This window comes from Glaciecola sp. 33A, assembly GCF_002836745.1.
Lineage (GTDB): Bacteria > Pseudomonadota > Gammaproteobacteria > Enterobacterales > Alteromonadaceae > Glaciecola.
In genome coordinates, this window is the sequence record NZ_PJAR01000042.1 from 222,044 (window position 1) to 242,776 (window position 20,733).

15 protein-coding genes are annotated in these 20,733 nt (G+C 40.9%); 4 read left to right on the plus strand and 11 right to left on the minus strand.

Annotated features, from left to right (window positions below):
- Positions 1-107: 107 nt before the first annotated feature.
- The 4 genes from CXF81_RS13655 to udk form a co-directional block, all read right to left on the minus strand.
- Positions 108-3,311, minus strand: a complete 3,204-nt coding sequence (locus tag CXF81_RS13655; RefSeq protein WP_101181895.1) for a TonB-dependent receptor — start codon at positions 3,309-3,311, stop codon at positions 108-110.
- A 436-nt stretch (positions 3,312-3,747) separates the two neighbouring features.
- Positions 3,748-4,587 (minus strand): 2OG-Fe(II) oxygenase family protein, encoded by an 840-nt coding sequence (locus tag CXF81_RS13660; protein ID WP_101181896.1) that lies wholly within the window; start codon positions 4,585-4,587, stop codon positions 3,748-3,750.
- Positions 4,588-4,741: 154 nt separating this feature from the next.
- Positions 4,742-5,959: a NupC/NupG family nucleoside CNT transporter gene (locus CXF81_RS13665; RefSeq protein ID WP_101181897.1), complete on the minus strand. Its 1,218-nt coding sequence runs from the start codon at positions 5,957-5,959 to the stop codon at positions 4,742-4,744.
- A 28-nt stretch (positions 5,960-5,987) separates the two neighbouring features.
- Complete coding sequence (gene udk, locus CXF81_RS13670; protein WP_101181898.1) at positions 5,988-6,623, minus strand: uridine kinase; 636 nt, start codon at positions 6,621-6,623, stop codon at positions 5,988-5,990.
- A 616-nt stretch (positions 6,624-7,239) separates the two neighbouring features.
- On the opposite strand from udk, the gene CXF81_RS13675 reads away from it, so the two are divergent.
- Complete coding sequence (locus CXF81_RS13675) at positions 7,240-10,272, plus strand: TonB-dependent receptor (RefSeq protein WP_101181899.1); 3,033 nt, start codon at positions 7,240-7,242, stop codon at positions 10,270-10,272.
- Between the two features lie 400 nt (positions 10,273-10,672).
- Here CXF81_RS13675 and nspC read toward each other — a convergent pair whose 3' ends face one another.
- From nspC to CXF81_RS13695, 4 genes are all read right to left on the minus strand, one after another.
- Positions 10,673-11,812, minus strand: coding sequence for a carboxynorspermidine decarboxylase (gene nspC, locus CXF81_RS13680; protein WP_101181900.1), 1,140 nt, complete (start codon positions 11,810-11,812; stop codon positions 10,673-10,675).
- 14 nt (positions 11,813-11,826) lie between these two features.
- Complete coding sequence (locus CXF81_RS13685; RefSeq protein WP_101181901.1) at positions 11,827-13,029, minus strand: saccharopine dehydrogenase family protein; 1,203 nt, start codon at positions 13,027-13,029, stop codon at positions 11,827-11,829.
- 88 nt (positions 13,030-13,117) lie between these two features.
- A complete protein-coding gene (locus tag CXF81_RS13690) occupies positions 13,118-13,552 on the minus strand; it encodes a hypothetical protein (RefSeq protein WP_232771932.1) in 435 nt (144 codons plus the stop codon).
- Between the two features lie 151 nt (positions 13,553-13,703).
- Positions 13,704-14,678, minus strand: a complete 975-nt coding sequence (locus tag CXF81_RS13695) for a 1-aminocyclopropane-1-carboxylate deaminase/D-cysteine desulfhydrase (protein ID WP_101181902.1) — start codon at positions 14,676-14,678, stop codon at positions 13,704-13,706.
- A 91-nt stretch (positions 14,679-14,769) separates the two neighbouring features.
- Here CXF81_RS13695 and CXF81_RS13700 point away from each other — a divergent pair, with 91 nt between their 5' ends.
- A complete protein-coding gene (locus tag CXF81_RS13700) occupies positions 14,770-15,378 on the plus strand; it encodes a chalcone isomerase family protein (protein WP_101181903.1) in 609 nt (202 codons plus the stop codon).
- Positions 15,379-15,511: 133 nt separating this feature from the next.
- Positions 15,512-16,069, plus strand: coding sequence for a DUF3833 family protein (locus tag CXF81_RS13705; RefSeq protein WP_101181904.1), 558 nt, complete (start codon positions 15,512-15,514; stop codon positions 16,067-16,069).
- 97 nt (positions 16,070-16,166) lie between these two features.
- On the opposite strand, the gene CXF81_RS13710 is transcribed toward CXF81_RS13705, so the two are convergent.
- Both CXF81_RS13710 and CXF81_RS13715 read right to left on the minus strand, forming a co-directional pair.
- The gene (locus CXF81_RS13710; RefSeq protein WP_101181905.1) at positions 16,167-17,543 is read right to left on the minus strand and encodes a HAMP domain-containing sensor histidine kinase; all 1,377 of its coding nucleotides are present in this window, start codon (positions 17,541-17,543) and stop codon (positions 16,167-16,169) included.
- Positions 17,544-17,554: 11 nt separating this feature from the next.
- Positions 17,555-18,238: a response regulator transcription factor gene (locus tag CXF81_RS13715; RefSeq protein WP_101181906.1), complete on the minus strand. Its 684-nt coding sequence runs from the start codon at positions 18,236-18,238 to the stop codon at positions 17,555-17,557.
- 210 nt (positions 18,239-18,448) lie between these two features.
- Here CXF81_RS13715 and CXF81_RS13720 point away from each other — a divergent pair, with 210 nt between their 5' ends.
- Positions 18,449-18,835: an MAPEG family protein gene (locus CXF81_RS13720; protein WP_101181907.1), complete on the plus strand. Its 387-nt coding sequence runs from the start codon at positions 18,449-18,451 to the stop codon at positions 18,833-18,835.
- 8 nt (positions 18,836-18,843) lie between these two features.
- Here the strand turns inward: CXF81_RS13720 and aceK are convergent, their stop codons facing one another.
- Positions 18,844-20,709 carry a bifunctional isocitrate dehydrogenase kinase/phosphatase gene (gene aceK / locus CXF81_RS13725; RefSeq protein ID WP_232771933.1) on the minus strand — a complete coding sequence of 622 codons (1,866 nt, stop codon included), beginning with the start codon at positions 20,707-20,709 and terminating at the stop codon, positions 18,844-18,846.
- Positions 20,710-20,733 lie beyond the last annotated feature (24 nt).

Here is a 20,733-nt window from a genome sequence, read left to right on the forward strand (position 1 = left end):
TCAATTTGGTAATATATCAGTCAGCCGTGCTTAACATACCAGATATAAAAAATGCCAGTCAGGGTATCTGACTGGCATTAACTACAATATAACGATTTGACTTATTCTTAGAAGGTGTAACGAACACCCACTTTGATACGCCAAGTAGATTCTTCCGGTCTAAACTCATTCCAATTACGAAGGTCTGAACCTCTGAAGCGTTCTTCATATTGGTAGCGACCGTCGTCTGAAAGACCTCTTAGGTCAAACAAAGACTGTTGAGGGAAACGCATCTCATATATCTGCCCCCAATCATCGTTTAGTAAGTTCGCTAAATTATCAACAGTAAGATACACCATGCTCTTATGACTATCGGTGAAACCGGGAAGTTCTTGAGTAATATTCAAGTCCATCGTAGTTATCCACGGTTGAGTTGTTGCGTTCTTAGGAGCATAGCCACCTTGATAAGCAGCAAGTCCTGCTTCATCAATAATCACTTTCATTTCTTCATACGTTAGACGACCACCGTCAAAGTCCATGTTCGGATCATCTGGGCCACTTGGCAAATACACTTGATAAACTGAATTTGAGTACAGTGATGGTTGGTCACCGAAATCATCATCTCTAAATAAGCCAAGCGTATATGTCAAAGGACGGCCTGAACGACGTGAGAAGAACAAATCAAACGTTGTGTCATATCCATCAAGGAACTGAGTTTTGTAACCGAGATTAAGGACAAATCTATGCTCAGTTTCAAAATCGGTAGTACCAATTAGCGGCTGATTTCGGTTCAAGTTGACGTTAAATTGGTAATTAGAAATAGAACGTGAGCTCGAACCAGGGTTTGCATTTGTAATATCTTGATTAGTATAAGACATATTCATACTAACGCCGTTGTCCCAGCTCTTCTTCAAGCTAGTTGTCCAGATAATGCTGCGGCCATTGTCATCCGCATTAGTAAGCGCTATATCGAAGTTATCTGCTAAGTCGCCCTCGTAACGGCTCTCGTAAATAATACGTTTGCCATCAAAAGTGCGTTCACCACTATCTACACGAGAACTATCAATCCAAAAAGAAGCGTCTGATTGCTTCACATAATTAACTTCGGTGCTCCAATCAAAACCGTCTCCTAAATAAGGAAGATCAAAATTCCAATCGAAACCTAACTGATAGCGCCAATCGGATGGCATTTCATAATCTTTTGACACATAGTTGGTGCTGCCTGTGCCTGATTGAAGAGCATCTAAGGCCGCTTGAGGTATACGCGTAAAGTCAACGTTAGCTGGATCGCGTGCTATTTCGGTTGATACACTTGCTGGCAATTCAACAAAGGTAATACCGTCATTCGTAAATGAGTTGACCACCCAAACATTTGGCTTACCACCACTATATTTACCAACGCCACCACGAATTGTCATATCGTCATTTAGGTAATATTTAAAGCTTGCGCGAGGTAAGATAATATCTAAACCATCAAGATTTTCGGTATTGTCAAAGCCATAAGTATCTACAAAGTTCGGGTTTAGGTTCGGCTTATCACTTGATGCTAAATATTCGTAACGAACACCAAACGATACGTCTAGTTCATCTGAAACAACCCAATTATCTTCTACATAAAACACATGAGTTTCGCGCGTTGCGTCATACGCAGTATCGTTTGCGTCATTTGTAAACGCGTTCTTATATGCAAAGCCTTGGCCTCTAAAGTCATCAGGCGCACGGTTAGCGAAATCTTCTAAACCGGTTGTACTGTCAAAACGGTCATCATCAAATGACCATACTCCTAAAGAGCTTTCTGCGAATAAGTTAAACAAGTTTAAGTTTTCGTAATGATAGCCAAAGTTAATACTATGGTCACCGGTCAAATAGTTAGCATCAAAATTAAGCCGTAAAGTTTCCGTTTCTGCTTTGTTTGCGTGTCTAAACGCATCAGTACCGAAAACTATATCACCATTATCTGATGCAATATTAACTTCACCAAGACTTGAATTAGTTAATGAATTTGCTTCTGTATTTTTATAGCTCATCGAAATTTCAGTTGAAAAGCCGTCATTCCAATCTGAAAACACACGAGCAGCAAAATTGGTCGACTCTGTATTTAACTCATAAACATTGGAGTTCATGATGATTTCATCATCAGCGTCGGTGTTATTTCTATCTTCAGAATTGTCTTGATATTGAAAAGTAAAGTCCGCTCTGTGCTGGTCGTTTATATTCCAGTCAAGTTTCAGTAGGAACTTTTCATCTGTTTCTTCCGGATCACCAGATACTTGATCCGTCAGGCCGTATACGTCGCCTAAAATTTGAAAGAAGCTATCAATTTCTGCTTGTGTAATTTGACTCTGATTTGCACCACTGCCGATGCCATAAAGAACTGGAGTCTCTTTTTGGAAGTTTTCGTAGTTGACGAAGAAAAATAGTTTATCTTCAAGTATTGGACCGCTATAGCTTATACCATATGTACTTTCTTTGCCCGTAGCAAAGTTTTCCACCGGTGCATCCGAGTTAAATTGAGGATCTTCGTCGGTTCTTTTGTTTTCAGGATCACCTGAGAAATTATCATTCTTAAATTCGTAAAATGTAGAACCTTTAAACGTATTGGTTCCTGATTTTGTAACCACATTTATGATACCACCAGAGAAACCACCTTGCCTGGTATTAAACGGAGTAGTGTCGATCGAAATTTGCTCAACGGCGTCTAATGAAATAGGTGAACGCTGTGCAGGATACCCTCCCGAGTTCAAGCCGAAATCATCGTTTTGGCCAATCCCATCTACAGTGATACTGTTAAACTTAGAGTTTTGGCCACCAACGCTCAGGTCACCGCTAGCGTCTACAACTGCCAATGGGTTATTACGAACAATATCTTTCAGATCTCGATTGAACGAAGGCATTCTCGCGATTTCTTCTTGGCCATAGGATGAACGAGCACCCGTTGCATCAAAAACAGTAGCAGTGCCGGTTACTTGGATGCGTTCAACATTATCTGATTCAAGTCTCTGCACTAAGCGGTAAGTTTCACCAAGATTTAAAAATACATTCGTCACAGTAGTGTCTTTATGTACGTCGGAGTCAATTACCACTTCGTATGGACCGCCTACTCGAAGACCTTTCGCAATAAATGCACCCTGGGCATTGGTTTCCATTTCTTTAACGGTGCCGGATGGTATGTGTTTGATTATTATTTTCGTATTCGCTGCGGGTGAGCCTGTCGGTGTTGTAATCATGCCGCGAATATCTGATGATGTTGATTGGGCTTGCGCGATTCCAGTCAAGCTAATTGACATCGCTACTGCAATCGCAATGCGATTGAGTTTTGTTTTTTTAAACATTGTCTAATCCCTAAATGTTCTTTGTTATGAACTTTTATTGAATGCGTTGGTCTTATTCGCCAACAGGTTATTTTTAATCGTTTTCTAAGAACGATCTATCTATCTACTCGGTTAGTGTACCAGATTAATAACGACACTTTTATTACGCAATGACTTTCGCAGCGTTTATTCGAAGCGTTTATTCGAAGCAATACGCAGTGAGATGGTGTTGTCAGCGCTTTATAAACTATTGACTGCAGTGCCCAAGGCCAAGTGAATTCTTAGGGTGGTTGGCGTAAATAATGTTTATCAGTAAAAAAACATAGCAATGTAAAGAACGAAAAATGAAATTTCAAATATAACAATGCCGCTTAACTTTTTTTATTGGCACCGTTTTGTATTCTATTTTGAGAAGACCAGCAACTTTTTCTTGAAGGTTGTTGCGCCGTTAATAACGTCATAGAACCCCAAGCTCAGTTAAACGCTCAGTGAGATAAGTGCCCGCAGTATGTCGTTCGGATAATTTTACATCAGGTCGTGGATGCAAGAACAGAGGTAATGAAATACGCGACTTTGTTATGTCTGTGCCTTCAGGATTAACAACTCTGTGCGTTGTTGATGGGAAATATTGGCCAGACGCTTCTTGTAACATATCACCAATGTTGACAATCAAGTTACCGAAATCGCAGGGTACATCTAACCAACTGCCGTCGGTTGCTTTTACTTGCAGGCCGGGCTCATTTGACGCAGGTAACAATGTGATTAGATTAATGTCTTCATGCGCTGCTGCGCGAATGGCATCAATTTCTTCATCACCACCTAGGGGCGGATAGTGCAGCACTCTCAAGAGGGTTTGCCCACTGTCCTCAATCATATGGGAGAGTGGCATGCTGTAATGCTTGCTTACGGCGTCAGGTGATTCTTTTTCTATCCAATTTAGTAACTGAGCGGCTAGCGCTGACGTGTTTTGGTAATAATTACTGAGTTCACTCTTCAATTCTGCGGGACACTGACCCCACGGATAATAATGAAAGTATTCCTTTATGTCTTTTTTCTTAAAGCCTTTCGCAATTTCTGACACGCTTTGTGGAAAGTAACCGTCTTGAGTACCCTTATTGTAAAGGTACTGGTGTTTTGACTCACGATCAAAAAATGTTTGCCAGTTAGCGTAAATACTGGAGACTAACGTTTGCTCAATTGGATGATTTTTTAAAACGCCAAAGCCTGTCTGACGCAATGATTCAACAAATTTCTGCGGCGCATCGGATGCGGTAAAATCTACGGCTTCTAATTTCATATTTTCGTGAACCTATATCTGTTTAATTGATTAACCTGAAACTGCTGGGTTTGATGTTGATTCAATCAAACTCGCTCTGTTTGGTCATACTTCAAGTGACTAGAACACGTCATTTCACTTTTTTGTTTTCTACTGTCTTTTCTGGGATAAAAATTTACAAACTTAAGGTAATAAATATGCCAGCAAGTGCGGCACTCATTAAATTCGCTAACGTGGCCGCAAATACCGCTTTCAAACCCAACTGCGCAATCTCTTTGCGTCTGGCTGGGGCAAGAGCGCCTATACCACCCATCAATATTGCAATTGATGAAAGGTTAGCAAAACCACACAATGCAAATGTCACTATAGCTTGAGTGATGGGCGATAACTCATCGGCATATTTGATAAAGTCTGAGTACGCAACAAACTCATTCACGACCACTTTTTGGCCAATAAAACTGCCAGCTAAATTTGCTTCGTTCCACGGCACGCCAATTAACCATGCTATTGGTTGAAATACGTAGCCCAAAATAAGCTGTATCGATAGCTCCTGTTGATCAAACATTGCGCCAATACCACCAAGCATGCCGTTTAGCAGGGCAATTAGCGCGATAAACGCGAGTAACATTGCACCTACATTCACCGCCAGTTTTAAGCCTGCACTTGCGCCACTTGCGGCAGCGTCGAACACATTAGCATATTCTTCATTATCGGCTTTGACATCGGTCAAGCCTTCATTAGTTTTTTTGGTTTCAGGCTCCAACATTTTAGCCATTAATAACCCACCTGGAGCAGCCATAAAACTAGCGGCTAACAGGTACTTTAATTCTATCCCCAAACTAGCATAACCTGCCATGATCGAACCCGCAATTGAGGCTAAACCACCGACCATAACTGCAAACAATTCTGAACGCGTCATGGTCGGTAAAAAAGGTTTGATAATAAGCGGGGCTTCGGTTTGGCCTACAAATATATTAGCAGCTGCAGACATTGATTCAGGTCTGCTGGTGCCGAGTATTTTCTGCAATGCGCCGCCTATTATGCGAATAACAACAGACATAATGCCCAGATGATAGAGAACGGCAATTAATGATGAGAAGAATATGATGACAGGCAAAACATTAATGGCAAATATAAAGCCTAGTGACTCACTGCCCAGTAAACCGCCAAATAAGAATCGAATACCTTCTTCGCTGTATGAAATAACATTCGCTACATATACCGTTAGGCTATTGAGAAAGTCGATACCTCCTTGTGAATATAATATAAAGGCGCCCAATAAGGCCTGAATAGCAAAAGCGCCAATGACGGTTCGCCAATTGATACTTTTCCTTGCCGAAGAGAACAAAAAAGCCATGCCTAATAAAAAGGCGATCCCTAATAATCCTGTCATTTAATTTTCACTTTTTTTTTATTTTAGTTTACGCTACTACCGATTTGCCTTCCAGTAAGTAAGAACATAAAACATCCACTGCCAAGTGATTCTCACCTCCGTGGGGTACGATCAGGTCAGCAAATGTTTTGCTAGGTTCTATAAACCGATGATACATCGGTTTGACTGTCTCTTCATACTGTTTTGCAACGGAGTTGATAGAACGTCCACGCTCTTGGGTATCACGCAGCATTCTTCGCATTAAACAGACATCAAGGGGCGTGTCGACAAACACTTTGATGTCGAATTGGTCGAATAATTGAATTTGTGTCAGTAACATAATCCCTTCAAGAATAATAATAGGCGCTGGACTAATAACGTCAAAGTCGGGAAGTCGAGTATGTGTAACGTAACAATAACTTGGATATTCAATGCTACTACTACCGGTATTCAACTCCTGTAAATGTTGATTTAATAAGTCATGTTCAAAAGCATCAGGGTGGTCATAGTTAGTATTGATACGGTCACCCATCTCTATGTGGTCTTGAGCTTTATAGTAGTGATCCTCTTGCAGCACGAGCACTTCACGACCGTGTTGGCGTAATTTTAATGCTAGATTTTGTGTAAAAAGTGATTTTCCTGAACCTGATGCACCTGATATTGCAAGTATAATTGGTTTTTGCATGGATCTAGTTTAAGTCGGTAATAATAGTAGACATAGGATACCCTTTCGGTCCATTTCGATCAATTTAAGCTTTTGTAGTCGCTAGTATTATATGAAGATGCTGCTTAATTATACCGCCATGCCTTAAAATTGACGCTAGTTTATATCAACTGCTTATCATTTTTTTATTTCGCGCAGAAGCTTAGAAAGTTACTATACTAACTTCAGGCCAAGGACAGTAATGTCATGCTTAAACTCTAAGCAAGCCTGTAAATTAGACAATAATAAGTTTTACGAGAAAAAGACTGAACTAAAAACTGACACAGAAATTATGCTATATCTGCAATGATTAAAGTGAAACGCATTGCTTAAGTAGTGGTCAACTTGCAGCGTGTGGTTTGTATATTCTTTATGTACAGAGTTATGTGCGATTAATGCAGTTTGGTTCTATAATAATATTCAACAAAAGTAATCTTGTAATAAAAACGTCACAATATGTCTGATACACTATGCGCCAAAAAAGCAGGCACAGCGAATAAGTTTGCTATCAATTAGAAACTACTTTGCACTCTTATCAAAATATATGCGGAGTGCAGCCTATATCAAATTATAAACTCACATAAAACAGGAAAACATAATGTTTAGAAATACAAAGCTTAGTCGCACAGCAATTGCCGTTGCTATGTCGATTGGTATGTCAACTGCGGCGATGGCGCAAGTTACTTCCTCAGGAATGACTGGGAGTATAGTCGGTCCTCAAGGAAATCCAGCTGCAGGGACCGTAGTCACTGTTACTCATGAACCTACCGGCGCAACTAAAACTGTTACAGTTAGTGAAAACGGCACTTTCAACCTTACTGGATTGCGTGTTGGTGGACCTTACACCATAAAGCTTGACTCAACGTCTCTCAATGATGAGACTATTACGGGTGTATTTTTGACCCTGGGTGAGGATTATCCAATTGAAGTTGCTCTTGTATCAGACGAAGATGTTGAGCGTATATCAGTTACCGGTTCTCGCATGAACAGCGTTGCTTTTGGAAAAAACAGCCCTGCCACAACGTTTGGAATTGATACTTTAGAAAATGTTCCAGCTATCAACCGCGATATCACTGACATTCTGCGCATAGACCCAAGAGTTTATGTGGATGAAGCGGGTCAAAACTCAATCCAGTGTGCGGGTAAAAGTCCTCGTTTTAATAGTTTGACTGTAGACGGTGTTCGATTGAGTGATTCATTTGGTTTGAATTCAAATGGCTATCCAACCGAAAGAATGCCTTTTTCTTTCGACGCTATTGAGCAGGTTGCGGTTGAATTAGCGCCAGTGAGTGTTATTTATGGTGGTTTTACAGCATGTAATATTAACGCTGTAGCCAAAACGGGTACTAATGAATTTCACGGTTCAGCCTTCTACGACTATACCAACGATTCATTAAAGGGTGATTCGCTTGAGGGTGATAACATAGCCCTTAGTAGCTTTAACGAGAAACGCTTCGGTTTCACCGTTGGTGGTCCACTTATTCAAGACACGCTATTCTTTTTCGCTGCATACGAAAAATTAGAAGGCAATAACTTATTCGAACGCGGTGCAACTGGTTCTGGTGCGGTAGTTGAGGTTGAAGTTACTCAAGCTGAATTAGATGAAATTGCTTCTATATCAAACAACCTTTATGGTTTTGATCCAGGCGGTATTCCTGCGAGTTTAGCGAATGAAGATGAAAAACTTCTGATTAAATTAGACTGGAATATTAACGAACAACATCGTGCGTCATTCACATATAATTACAATGATGGTTTGAATTTTAATCAGTCTGATGGTGATGACAGTGAGTTTGAATTTGAAAACCATTTGTATGAGCGTGGTGCTGAATTAACTTCATTAGTAGGCTCTTTGTACTCAGATTGGACTGATAGTTTTTCTACTGAAATTCGCATCGTTGACCAAGAACTAGATAATCGCCAGAACTCACGTGCGGGAGATGGCACTATTGGTGGCAATGATTTCGGTGAAATACGTGTTGAACTTGACAATGTAGATGTCTACCTTGGATCGGACGACAGTCGTCAAGCTAATGACTTAAATTGGGAACAGTTTGGCATTATTCTCCGAGGCACTTACTACTTTGACAATGACCATACGGTAACGTTCGGTTATGAACGCGATGAATTAGACATATTTAACTTATTTGTGCAGCATACGGAAACTGAAATCCGCTTTGACGGTATTGAGAATTTCCGCAACGGATTCGCAGATGCTATCTATTACAACAATGCACCATCAGGCAATCCTCTCGACGCTGCTGCGGATTGGGGCTATGCCGTTAATTCTTTGTATATTCAAGACAGCTTCTACCTAACAGATGACTTGTCAGTTACCGCGGGTTTGCGCTATGAATGGTATACATCTAGTGATGCGCCAGCAGAAAATGCACAGTTTGTTGAACAATATGGTTTTAGCAACAGCGGCACGATTGACGGCGAAGGTCTTCTCCAGCCACGAATTGGCTTGAACTACACGTTGAGCGACAACACAGAACTTCGCGGTGGTCTTGCCTTATATAGTGGTGGTAACCCTAACGTCTGGTTGTCTAACAACTTTTCTAACACCAACGTCACTCAGTTTGGTGCACGAGGCAGGGACTATGGCTACACCGACGGTTCGCGTTCCTTGTTCGATGCTGATGTCGTTTACTCCGGTCTTGAAGCTGGCGTGCCAAATGGCCCAGGCTATGGTGTGCCATCTGAGATGTTTGATGCAGTTGCAGGTGGAACGGGTGCAAACTTTGAAGTCAACTATTTAGACCCTGATTTCAAGCTGCCAAGTGAACTGAAACTCACTGCCGGTATGACACATTTAACGGATTCTGGCTATGTATTTGACGTTGATTTAATTATATCTCGCACTTACGACGCCGCTATTGTTTTGAAGGGTGATTTAGTTGAAGAAGGCGTAACTGATAATGGTTATATCGACTACGCAAGTCCTAACATTGACGCCTTTAAATTAACTAACTCTTCAGCTGATTCGACCTCTTTGAGTCTCGCTGGCAGCATGACCAAGAGTTGGGATAACGGTATTCAGTTAACAACAGGTTATGCCTACAGTGACGCTGAAGATTCACAGCCAATGAACAGCGCCGTTGCGTTTTCAAACTACCAGTTCCGCGCTTATACTAATCCGAACGAACAAGTTTCTTCTCTGTCGGATTGGAACATTGAGCACCGTATTACCGTTGATTTTCGTTACACGGTTGAGCTAATTGATGGTTTGCAAACTCGTTTCTCGGCCTTTGGTTTAAGCCAATCTGGCAGTCCATATAGCCGCGTGCTAGAGAATGGTAACTCAGAATTTGGATTTACACCTTTCCTTGAAAGATTTGATAGCGGCAGTGGTGCAGTGCTACCAATTGGGTCGTCACGTAACTCAATGGAAAGTTCATGGTGGACAAAAGTCGATATCAGTGTAAGACAAGACATACCAGCGTTTGCTGAAGGCCACAGTGCTAATGTTTACTTTATTGTCGACAACTTCACCAATATGTTAAACGACGACTGGGGTGTTTTGTATGAAGCGCCTAACATCGTTCGTATTGGTGATACTACACCGGAAACTCGTCAGGGTGATGCATCTCAGTGGGAACTTCGTTTTGGTGTACAATACAAGTTCTAAAACCTAAACTAGGTTAGTTGAACTGCCTACTTTTTGAAGAGCCTGCTTTAATTGAGACTCTTTAATAAGGCCACTATAGAGGCTTGATCTCGGTATTGTACCGAACTCAAGCCTTTTTTTTGCAACTAACGAGCATATTGACTTTCTTAACACACTAATACGGTGAGTCGCATATAATCTTGGTTATTGAACAGTTGCCTGAGTTAGACCGGAAATAAGTGATGGCAGTATGAGTACTTGTCCCCTCAGATCGGTGTTTGATAGGTTTTTATTGAAACGGCGAGTATTTTTTAATTCGTTCATAACGCCCCAAAAGTGATATTCAACTTTCGGGGCTATTGCGGTCTTCGAGTTTTTTTTGTCGCTGCGATTTGTTAATTGGAAGGTACTGAAGTAACAATTATGACAAGCGAGCTTTAAACTCTTCGTACGTAAACTCTTTTAGCAAATCAAAGGAGTTATCTTTTCGTAAAATTCCCATACTCGGATGTTCCACACCATTAAAAAAAGTTGTTTTAACCATGGTGTAATGCAGCATATCTTCAAACACTAATCGGTCACCGGCCTTTAATTTATTATCAAAGCTGTATTCCTCAATTACGTCACCGGCTAAGCAAGAGTTGCCACCTATTTTGTAGGTAAATGCTTTTTCGTTGGGCATACCAGCATCACTAATTTTAGGTCGGTATGGCATTTCCAGTACATCAGGCATATGCGCTGTGGCACTGATATCCATTATCAGAATTTGTTGTTCATTTTCAACAATGTCGACAACTTCGGCAACCAATGCACCCGCTTGCCAAGCAACAGCTGAGCCAGGCTCCATAATAATACGTAAATTTGGATACTTTTCTTTAAAAGTGACCAAGGCCTTAATTAAATGTTCAAGGTCATAACCTTCTTTTGTCATCAAATGACCGCCGCCCAAATTTAACCATTTTAGCTTAGGTAGATACCTTGAAAACTTTTTCTCTATCGCGTGCAATGTACGCTCAGTCGCAAACGAATCACATTCACATAAATTGTGTACATGGAATCCGTCAACACCAGTTAAGTCCTGACCTTCCAGTTGAGACGCTAAAATTCCTAAGCGAGAACCAGGTGCACAAGGGTCGTATAGCGGCGTGTCAGCCTCTTGAATCTCTGGGTTCACTCGTAAGCCTGCAGAAACCGAGCTTTGCATAACTTGCTCTTTAAATCGATCCCATTGGCTCATGCTGTTGAAAGATAAGTGATGCACTAAATCTAAAAGCTGGTCCATGTCTTTCTGCTTGTAGGCGGGAGAATAACAATGCACTTCGCCGCCCATTTCGTAATTGGCAAGCTTTGCTTCCCAAACAGCACTTGCTGTTGCACCCTTCAAATACTGCTTGATCAACGGAAAAGTTGACCACATTGAAAAGGCTTTGAGCGCCAAAATGATATCAACGCCTGCCTTATTTTGAACGTATTGCATCAGTTGCAAATTTTGTTCAAGCTTCGCTTCGTCACAAACGTAACAAGGAGAAGGAATATCGTCTCTTAAATATCTATTTGTCATTGAGTCTTATCTCACTACTTCGCGAACGGGCTGCGTTCGCATTCAATAACATGCCAAGGTAGGCCATGTTCCTTTAGCATCGCCATAAAGGGGTCTGGATCGAATTGCTCCATGTTCCATACGCCTGGTTTTTTCCATGTATTGTTTAACATCAGCGCTGCACCAATCATGGCAGGGACACCGGTGGTGTAAGAAACTGCTTGCGCGCCAACTTCTTCATAACAAACGGCATGTTCACAGTTATTGTAAATAAAAATAGTTTTTTCTTTGCCGTCTTTTATGCCCGTTACGTAAGTACCAATGCAGGTTTTTCCGGTATAACCTTCGGCTAGAGAACCAGGATTAGGTAGTACTGCCTTCAAAAATTCCAGAGGAATTATTTGTTGGCCTTGAAAGTCGATAGGGTGAATGCTTGTCATGCCTATGCCTTCAAGCACTTTTAAGTGATTCAAGTAAGCGTCACCAAAGGTCATCCAAAAACGAGCACGTTTTAACGTAGGGAAATGCTTAACTAATGACTCTAGTTCTTCGTGGAACAACAAATAAGAGGCCCTTACGCCGATGTTTTGATAATCTAAATCTTCGCGGACAGTTAATGGGTCAGTTTCTTTCCATTCGCCATTTTCCCAAAAGCGACCCCGTTGGGTTATTTCGCGAATATTAATCTCAGGATTGAAGTTTGTTGCGAAAGCCTGACCGTGGTCACCGCCATTGCAATCGACAATATCCAAATAATGAATTTCATCAAAGTAATGCTTTGCCGCATAGGCCGTGTAAACGTTAGTTACGCCGGGATCGAACCCGCTGCCAAGAAGTGCCATAATGCCGGCATCTTGGAACCTTTGCTGATAAGCCCACTGCCAAGAATATTCGAATTTAGCGACGTCTTTCGGTTCGTAATTTGCGGTATCAAGATAGTCAGTTTTCGTCGCTAAACACGCATCCATAATAGGTAAATCTTGATAGGGCAGGGCAAGATTAATTACCAAGTCAGGTTTCACTTTATTTATTAATTCGATAACGGCGTCCGCGTTATCCGCATCAACCGTAAAAACGCCTTTTAGACGCTCTGCACCTACTTCTTTTTGAAGCGCTTCACATTTTGATAATGTGCGACTCGCCAAATAGATTTCGTCAAATATTTCAGGTAATCGAGCACACTTTTTAACAGTCACGGAAGAAACACCGCCAGCGCCGATTATTAATACACGAGACATAAAAATTCCTTACTAAATAATTTGGCTGCATCGTAACAGCAATTTTTAAATTCACAAGTTTAATGGAAAAGTGCAGATAGTGATAGGATCAGTCTGGAAAATCACAAGTAAAAGGCTTCCCTATTTTAATTGAATTTACCTCAAACTCATAAGGATAGAGTGTTAGGGTGTTTTCACCATTTGCATCGCAAATACTAAACATGAGTGCATCGTTCTCTTCTTGTTGGGGAGATCTAATCGTAGCAGCATACACAAGCATGCCAATGGCCGAGTTTGCTTGTTTTTTACCTGACGCTAACTGACGTTCGAGCTTTTCGATCATGCCAAAATGCGCGCCGTTAGGATGTGTATTATTGTAGTCCTCGTCATCAAGAAAAACGCATTGAATCTGTTTGTCGATTGAGAGTACGGCAAAGGGATACAAAGTTTGTGATCGAGAGAGCATGGCTTCACACAAGTTCAATGCTCTATCAATCATTGATGCATATTGCACCTGCTGTTTCAAAATCATTTTGTGGTTCATGCCGCTGACCTCAACTTCTTTAATTACTGATGGTATATAGACCTTTATTTGCGATCTATATGTGAGTGTTACATATGGGTAATTTAACGGTAAGCACCGTAAAATAGTTCAGTCTAATACTGCGATGGTTTTATATTGATGTATCACTTCGTTAGCGAGCTCCTTGCAATCCACCTGTATGAATGATCAAGATTTTGCTATTGGGGGCAAAATACCCCTGTTGGATAAGCGTTTTGAGGGCGAAAAAACATTTGCCGGAGTAAACCGGTTCAATGCAAATAGGTATGTCTTGTTTCGCTTGTTGCTGATTGACCTCTTTGCAAAACGTCTTTAGCTCAACTGTGCTTTTGGCATAACCACCAAAGTGAAATTGGTGATTGATATGCCAAGGTAAATGAGGTGTGTCCTTGTTTAGGAATTGATTTACCAAGCCCTCTAAATAGCCTTCGCCTTGCAGTACGCCGATGCCGATTATATGTTTTGCAAGTTTTGATGAGCAGTTTTCAATGACACCAGCCATGCTTGCGCCGCTGCCAACAGGCAGTAATATGGCGTCAAAAGGCCTGCTTGAAGTAGCCATATTAATTTCATCTAGCATTGCCTGCATGCCAAAAAGCGCGTCTTGTTGTGAGCCACCTTCTGGAATAATAACATCGGCACTCATTTTTTTACGAAGTGTTGCTAAGTAGTTTTCATCGGTTTTTTGTTGGTAGGTTATCTTGTCCACAAAGACCAAATTAGCATTCCAGTTGTTTAAATCTTGCAAGGTGCGGTTAAACGCTTGGTCTTTTAGATAAGCGCCACGAATAACGGCAGTAAACTTGATATTCAGCTGGTTACAACAATAGCCCAGTGCGTGCAGGTGATTTGAATATGGACCGCCAAAACTGAGTACGTGTGATGCCCGATTGAGCTGAAATTCTTGCAAAGGCTTAGCTAGTTTACGCCACTTATTTCCCGCTATAACGCCATGCAGCAAGTCGTCTCGTTTACACCAAACTTCAACTTTTTTTCTGCTTTCACCAATAAAGAAGCGAGTCCAGGCCGCTTCTATTTTTTGTAAAGGCGAAGGAGTAATAATTGAAAATTGTGTTGCGATACTCTCGGTGCGCGGACAGGTTAACAAAGTTTAATCCTCTATACTGATCTTCTATTGTAGAATACGACGTTATTACTTATATATCATCTGTAATACGACAGATAATGAGGAAGCGACTATGAATTTACCAAAAATAATATTATCTCCGATGCTTTTAGCGCTGTCACTTACTGTTGTCATGTACGCTGCTGGAAGCCATGCAAAAACCCCTGAAACGCCAACTCAATTGAGTGTATCAGGTGCCGCTGCAGCGAATACGCCATTCACCTTTGAGCAGATTTCTGCACAGTATATGCAAAACCCAAAAGTGGTTGGCGAGGCGCGGCTCAAGATTATGTTTTGGAAAATTTATGATGCTAAATTAGCGGCAGCCAACGGCAAGTGGAAGAAGGACACATCTTTTGCATTGTCGCTAACGTATTTACGCGATTTTGATGGCGAAGAAATAGCCAGTCGGTCGGTAGATGAGATGCGAGACATTGGTTACGAAGATGAAGTGTTACTGGCTAAATGGTTTGAACAAATGCGTTCTGTTTTCCCGAATGTGAAAGAGGGTGAAAATATTACCGGCGTGATGGATGAAAATCAACACACGCACTTCTACCATGAAGGCAGGTTGGTTGGTAGCATAGACGATAAATCTTTTGGTCAATCTTTTTTCGATATATGGTTAAATGAAAAAACTTCTGAGCCAAAAATGCGTAAACAGTTGTTAGGGCTTCAATAACCCAGTGCCTAGCTTGTATCTACTATCTCACTAGATAAGCGTAGCGATGTGAGCCGCAGTGAGTATCGAAGCAATATTAAAAAGCCAAAAAATCGCTCAACTCTGTTTTAAGATAAGCGTATCAGGAGTAAAAATGAATTTGTCGAAAATATCAAAAAATGTCAGTAGGCTACTAGCTCTGGCAGCCTCAATTATTGTTTTGGGTGCATGCTCAATATCGTTAGATGCGCAAAAATATGAGCAAATGGAACCTAAGTTTGATATTGAGAGCTTCTTTGACGGTAAAGTGAAAGCGTGGGGAATTGTCCAAAACCGAGATGGTGATGTGGTTCAGCGTTTCATCGTGCATATCGATGGTTATAAAAAGGATGGTAATTTAATTTTAGATGAACGCTTTGAATATGGTTTTGGCGACGGTCCAGAAACACGCGTTTGGACCTTGAGCAAAAATGCGGATGGCACGTATACGGGCAATGCCGGTGACATCGCAGGTGCAGCTAAAGGCACCCCGCATGGGAATGCATTTAACTTCGCATACGAAATGGATTTAGCTGTGGGTGGCTCTACCTACCGAGTGAATTTTGACGATTGGTTTTTTGCCTTTGATGACAAAACAATGATGAATCGTTCGTACATAAAAAAATTCGGCATTGTGATGGCTGAAGTATCGATTTTTATGCAAAAACAGTAAAGTAAAACAGCAATCAATCAGCGTAAAGCATCAACAACGACACAGTTATATTGGGTTGTCGGGGTGGGGGTAATGTATCATCCCTCGGCTGCTAACTTTACTCACGTTGAGGCAGCACAATCTGGCATCCTAAGCCTGATGTTGTTGCTAAGGGATTGTCGATAAAGCCGATGGTGCCTTTGTGCAGGTTGACAATCGCCAACACCAGCGCCAATCCCAAACCATTGCCACTTTTATTTCGGCTACTGTCTTCACGATAAAAACGTTGTGTGAGTTTTTCAAAAGCCGGCGGCATGACGCCAGGACCGGAGTCAAAGACACTGAAAATCATTTCCTTTTGCTGTCCTAATGTTCCGTCATTTAGGGTGACAACAATATTGCCCCCTTCTTCATTAAATTTAATTGCGTTATCTAGGACATTTGCGAAGGCCTGAAATATAAGGTCTTTATCGCAATATAGTGTTACGTTTTTTAAGTTAATGGTCAGCGTCAAATGGATCTTATTGTCCTCAATAACGGGGAAGTAAAGGTCAACTACGTCCTCGAGAATTTGCTTCATATTGTGTTGAGCAAACGCACTGGTTTTTCGTTCAGACTCAATATCTGCAATTCTTAATAATGAGTTAAAGATAGACAATAAATTATCAGACTCTTTTAGAAGTGCAAATTTATCATCGCCCTCAGGCATCACTTCAATATGTGTTTTGAGCCTTGCTAAGGGCGTACGTAAGTCATGTGCAATGTTATCAGACACCGACTTGATGCCTTCAACGGAATACTCAAATTGGTCAAGCATTTTATTCAGCGCCATGGTCAATTTGCTCAAATCATCCCAGTTGCTATCGACCGGCAAGCGCTCAGTTAATTTACCGGTAGAAATGATGTCATCAGCTTTTTCTGAAATAATATTAATACGGTTTACAACATAGTACGCTACCCAAATACTAGTGGCTGAAATTAGGCAAAGGATCAATATCATTATCCAACCAAAGGTTCGGCCAACCCACTGAATAATTTCTATGTCGTCTATATTGCGCCCAATAAGTAATTGATGACCGTTAGTCAAGACCATTATCTTGGCCATAACATCATATTCTTTGGATGCGGCGTCACCAATTTTTAATGACAACATGCCATTTTTGATGCTTTGGGTATCATCGTTCGGCCAAAACAGCATATTGCCAGTAATAAACTTGTTTTTGTCGTTCTTGAGATGATAGAAAAAGTCGTTTCCGTTTTCTGCAATTCTATCATTTAGTGCTTTTTCAACGGCCTTTGAACCGGCAGCTCTATACAGTGAATTAAAGCCTCTTATATCAGCGTTGATGGCCGCTTCTGACTCTCTTATTAGTAAATCGTCATTCGAAATAATGAGGAAGTAGGTAATAAACACCACTCCGATCATTAACAAGCTGGTCAATACAATACTAAGTGTAAAACTAGAGCTGTTTCGAAATGCGCTGATTGCTCTCACTTATTCGGCTCCTAAGCTGTTGGCTCTGATACTAAATACCCAGCTCCACGAATAGTCTCAATAATTTGATAGCTAAAACCTTTGTCAATTTTATTTCTTAGTCTGCTGATATGCACGTCGATCACATTAGTTTGAGGGTCGAAGTTATACTCCCATACTTTTTCTAACAGCATTGTTCTTGTGACTATCTTGCCTTTATTTTTCAATAAGAATTCAAGCAGTTTGAATTCTTTTGATTGTAGATCGATGACAGTATCGTTGCGGGTAACACGCCGATTAATTAGGTCGAGTTTTAACTCACCCAGCACGATTTCGGTAACGATAGGCGTTGCAGGCGCCTGACGAGAGCCAATAATTTCAATACGCGCCAATAGTTCTTCAAAAGCGAAAGGTTTGGTCATGTAATCATCAGCGCCCGAGCGCAAACCTTTTACTTTATCTTCAACTTTGTTTTTTGCACTCAGGATAACCGTTGGCGTTTTATTACCAGACGCTCTAATGGTGTTTAATAGCGCAATACCGTCGACATGCGGTAACATTCTATCCAAAACGATCACATCATATTTGTTGGTAGTGGCCAATAACAATCCTTGTTTACCATCGTTTGCTACCTCGGGGGTGTGGCCTGATTCTTTAAGACCTTTGTTAATGTATTGTGCAACGGTCGAGTCGTCTTCTACGATAAGTATCTTCATTTTAGTCTTTTTCCATTTGACATATTGGCGATTCTTGTGACTTTGCTTATCTGAAAATATCGATAATATTCACGCAATGATTTACAAACGTTAATCCACATAATCGTATATTATAGGTACAAATAGACGACATAAATTTTTTACGTAAAATTTTACAATAAAGACCTATATCCTTTACTTTATCAAGGGAAACCAAATTAGGAGACAAGTATGACAATAGTAGTAATTTGTATGGCAATAGTGGTTTTTATGCCGATGCTGGCGAAAGTGCCTCTAGCCATGATGATGAATAAGCAAGGAGGATACGACAATAGGTTACCTCGTGAACAACAAAAAAACCTAGAGGGTCTGGGTGCTAGGTCAAAAGCGGCCCATGAGAACTGTTTTGAAGCGACCACATTTTTTGCGCCAACGATATTGTTAGTGCTCGCTCTCAATTCAGTTAATCACACCACCGCCTATTTGTGTATTATGTTTGTGGTTGTTCGTCTGGCCTATTTAGTTTGTTATTGGAGCGACTGGCACTTGTTGAGAAGCCTATTCTGGGGTATTGGCATGGTCACCGTAGCCGCTCATTATTACCTGCTGTTAAGTTAAGCAATCAACTAACGTATAAAGCGATAGCGCTCAGGGTAAGGTGTAAAATTTTGAATGATACCTTGAGCTGTTATGCGCTGCGTTTCGAGCCAATATTCAGTGGTCATGAGATCGCCATGTAGTTCTTTTAATATATCTTTAAATACTTTTTTACCCACAATAAAGTGTTCAAACTGTTCAGGAAATACATCAGTAGGACCCACTGATAAAGTATCAATAGCATAGGGGTCGCCGTTTTTAGGTAAACGACGAAACTGACGTTCGGACATGTAGCAAATCTCATCATAGTCGTAGAATATGACTCTTCCGGTTTTCGTTACGCCGAAATTTTTATGCAACATATCACCTGGGAAAACATTTGCTAGGGCTATTTGTTTAATACAAAGACCAAGTTCATCAAGCACATTACGAATTTTTATCGAGTCGGTCTCCTGTTGCAGATATAAGTTAAGTGGCGTCATTTTTCGTTCAATATACATGTGTGAAATTATCACATCGCTTTCTGTGATTGTCAGACTGCTCGCGCAGGTGTCCTTAAGGTATTGCAAGAGTTCTTGGTCAATACGATTGCGCGGAAAACGGAAGTTCACGTATTCATGAGTATCAGCCATACGGCCTACGCGATCGGTGGCTTTTACCAATCGGTAGCGATCTTTAACGTATTCTCGAGTAATTTTTTTACTTTCAGCAAATTTATCCTTAATCACTTTAAATACAACCCCATAAGAGGGTAAGTGAAAAACAGTCATCACTAGTCCTTTTATACCAGGCGCAAGTTCAAACATGTCGGTCGTATTACCACCCGAAGTATTATCTAAATGGGCTAAAAAATTACGATAAAACACGGTCTTACCGTGTTTGTAAAAACCCATTGACATATATAGTTCAAAGTTCTTTTTATGCGGCAATAGCTCTTGTAAAAAAGCAACGACTTCTGCTGGATATTGCGTGTCGGCCATAAAATACGAACGTGCAAAACTGAATATCACACTTAAATGATGTCGCTCAGTTAACAACGCATCGACCATGAGTTTGCCATCATCCGTCATTTGCATGGCGATAACAAAAGGTAATGTTTCGTCGGGCATACAAATGCGGCCTACCAAATAGGCTGCTTTTCCGCGAAAAAAAACAGGTTTTAGCATTTCTACGGCGTGCACGCTAGCCAATTTATCACGATTCAATTGCGCCCTTAACGCCGCGTCCATGTTATCTAAATCGATATCTAGATTATCGAAAGGGGTTTTGAAACGATAAGTATCAAATATAGATTCGTGCATGGCTCTAACAGTGCCAGAAGTATCAAAACTATAAATAACTTTATGTCGGTCTTGGCCAGGTAAATAGCAACGACTAGGCAGCACAAACATCATATTGTCATCAATTTTACCGTGTTTAAAAATACGCCCGATAACTGAATTATAAAAGGTCTCAGCCAATTCAAATTGTGGGTGACCGTTGAGTAATTTAGAGTATTGATTTTTGGCCGCTTTCCAAAAGCGTTGATCTTGTTGCTTAGGATGAACTTGTTGATATAAGTCGATAACGATATCCGTTAAACTTTGCTCATAAATAGCGATCCGTTCTTCAATAGCGCGCTGAGATTGAGCCCATTGTTGATTCTCAAATCGTTCTTTTGCCCCGGCCGTAATGCGACTATGCCAACGATATGATTTATCAAACCCGGTAATGATTTGGTAGGCAAATTGGCGTGCAATTGTGTCTAGCGCTTGCTGACTGCTGGTGTTTTCGCTTTCGCTTAATAGAGCAGTGCTAACTAACGCTTCAGGGTGACTAAGCGCTAGCGTATTCCTCGCAGAATCAATAGATGGAGCAGATACAGTCTTTTTTGGCGAAGCGGCTTGTTTTTTCATCGTTTAACTATTCATCATTGACAT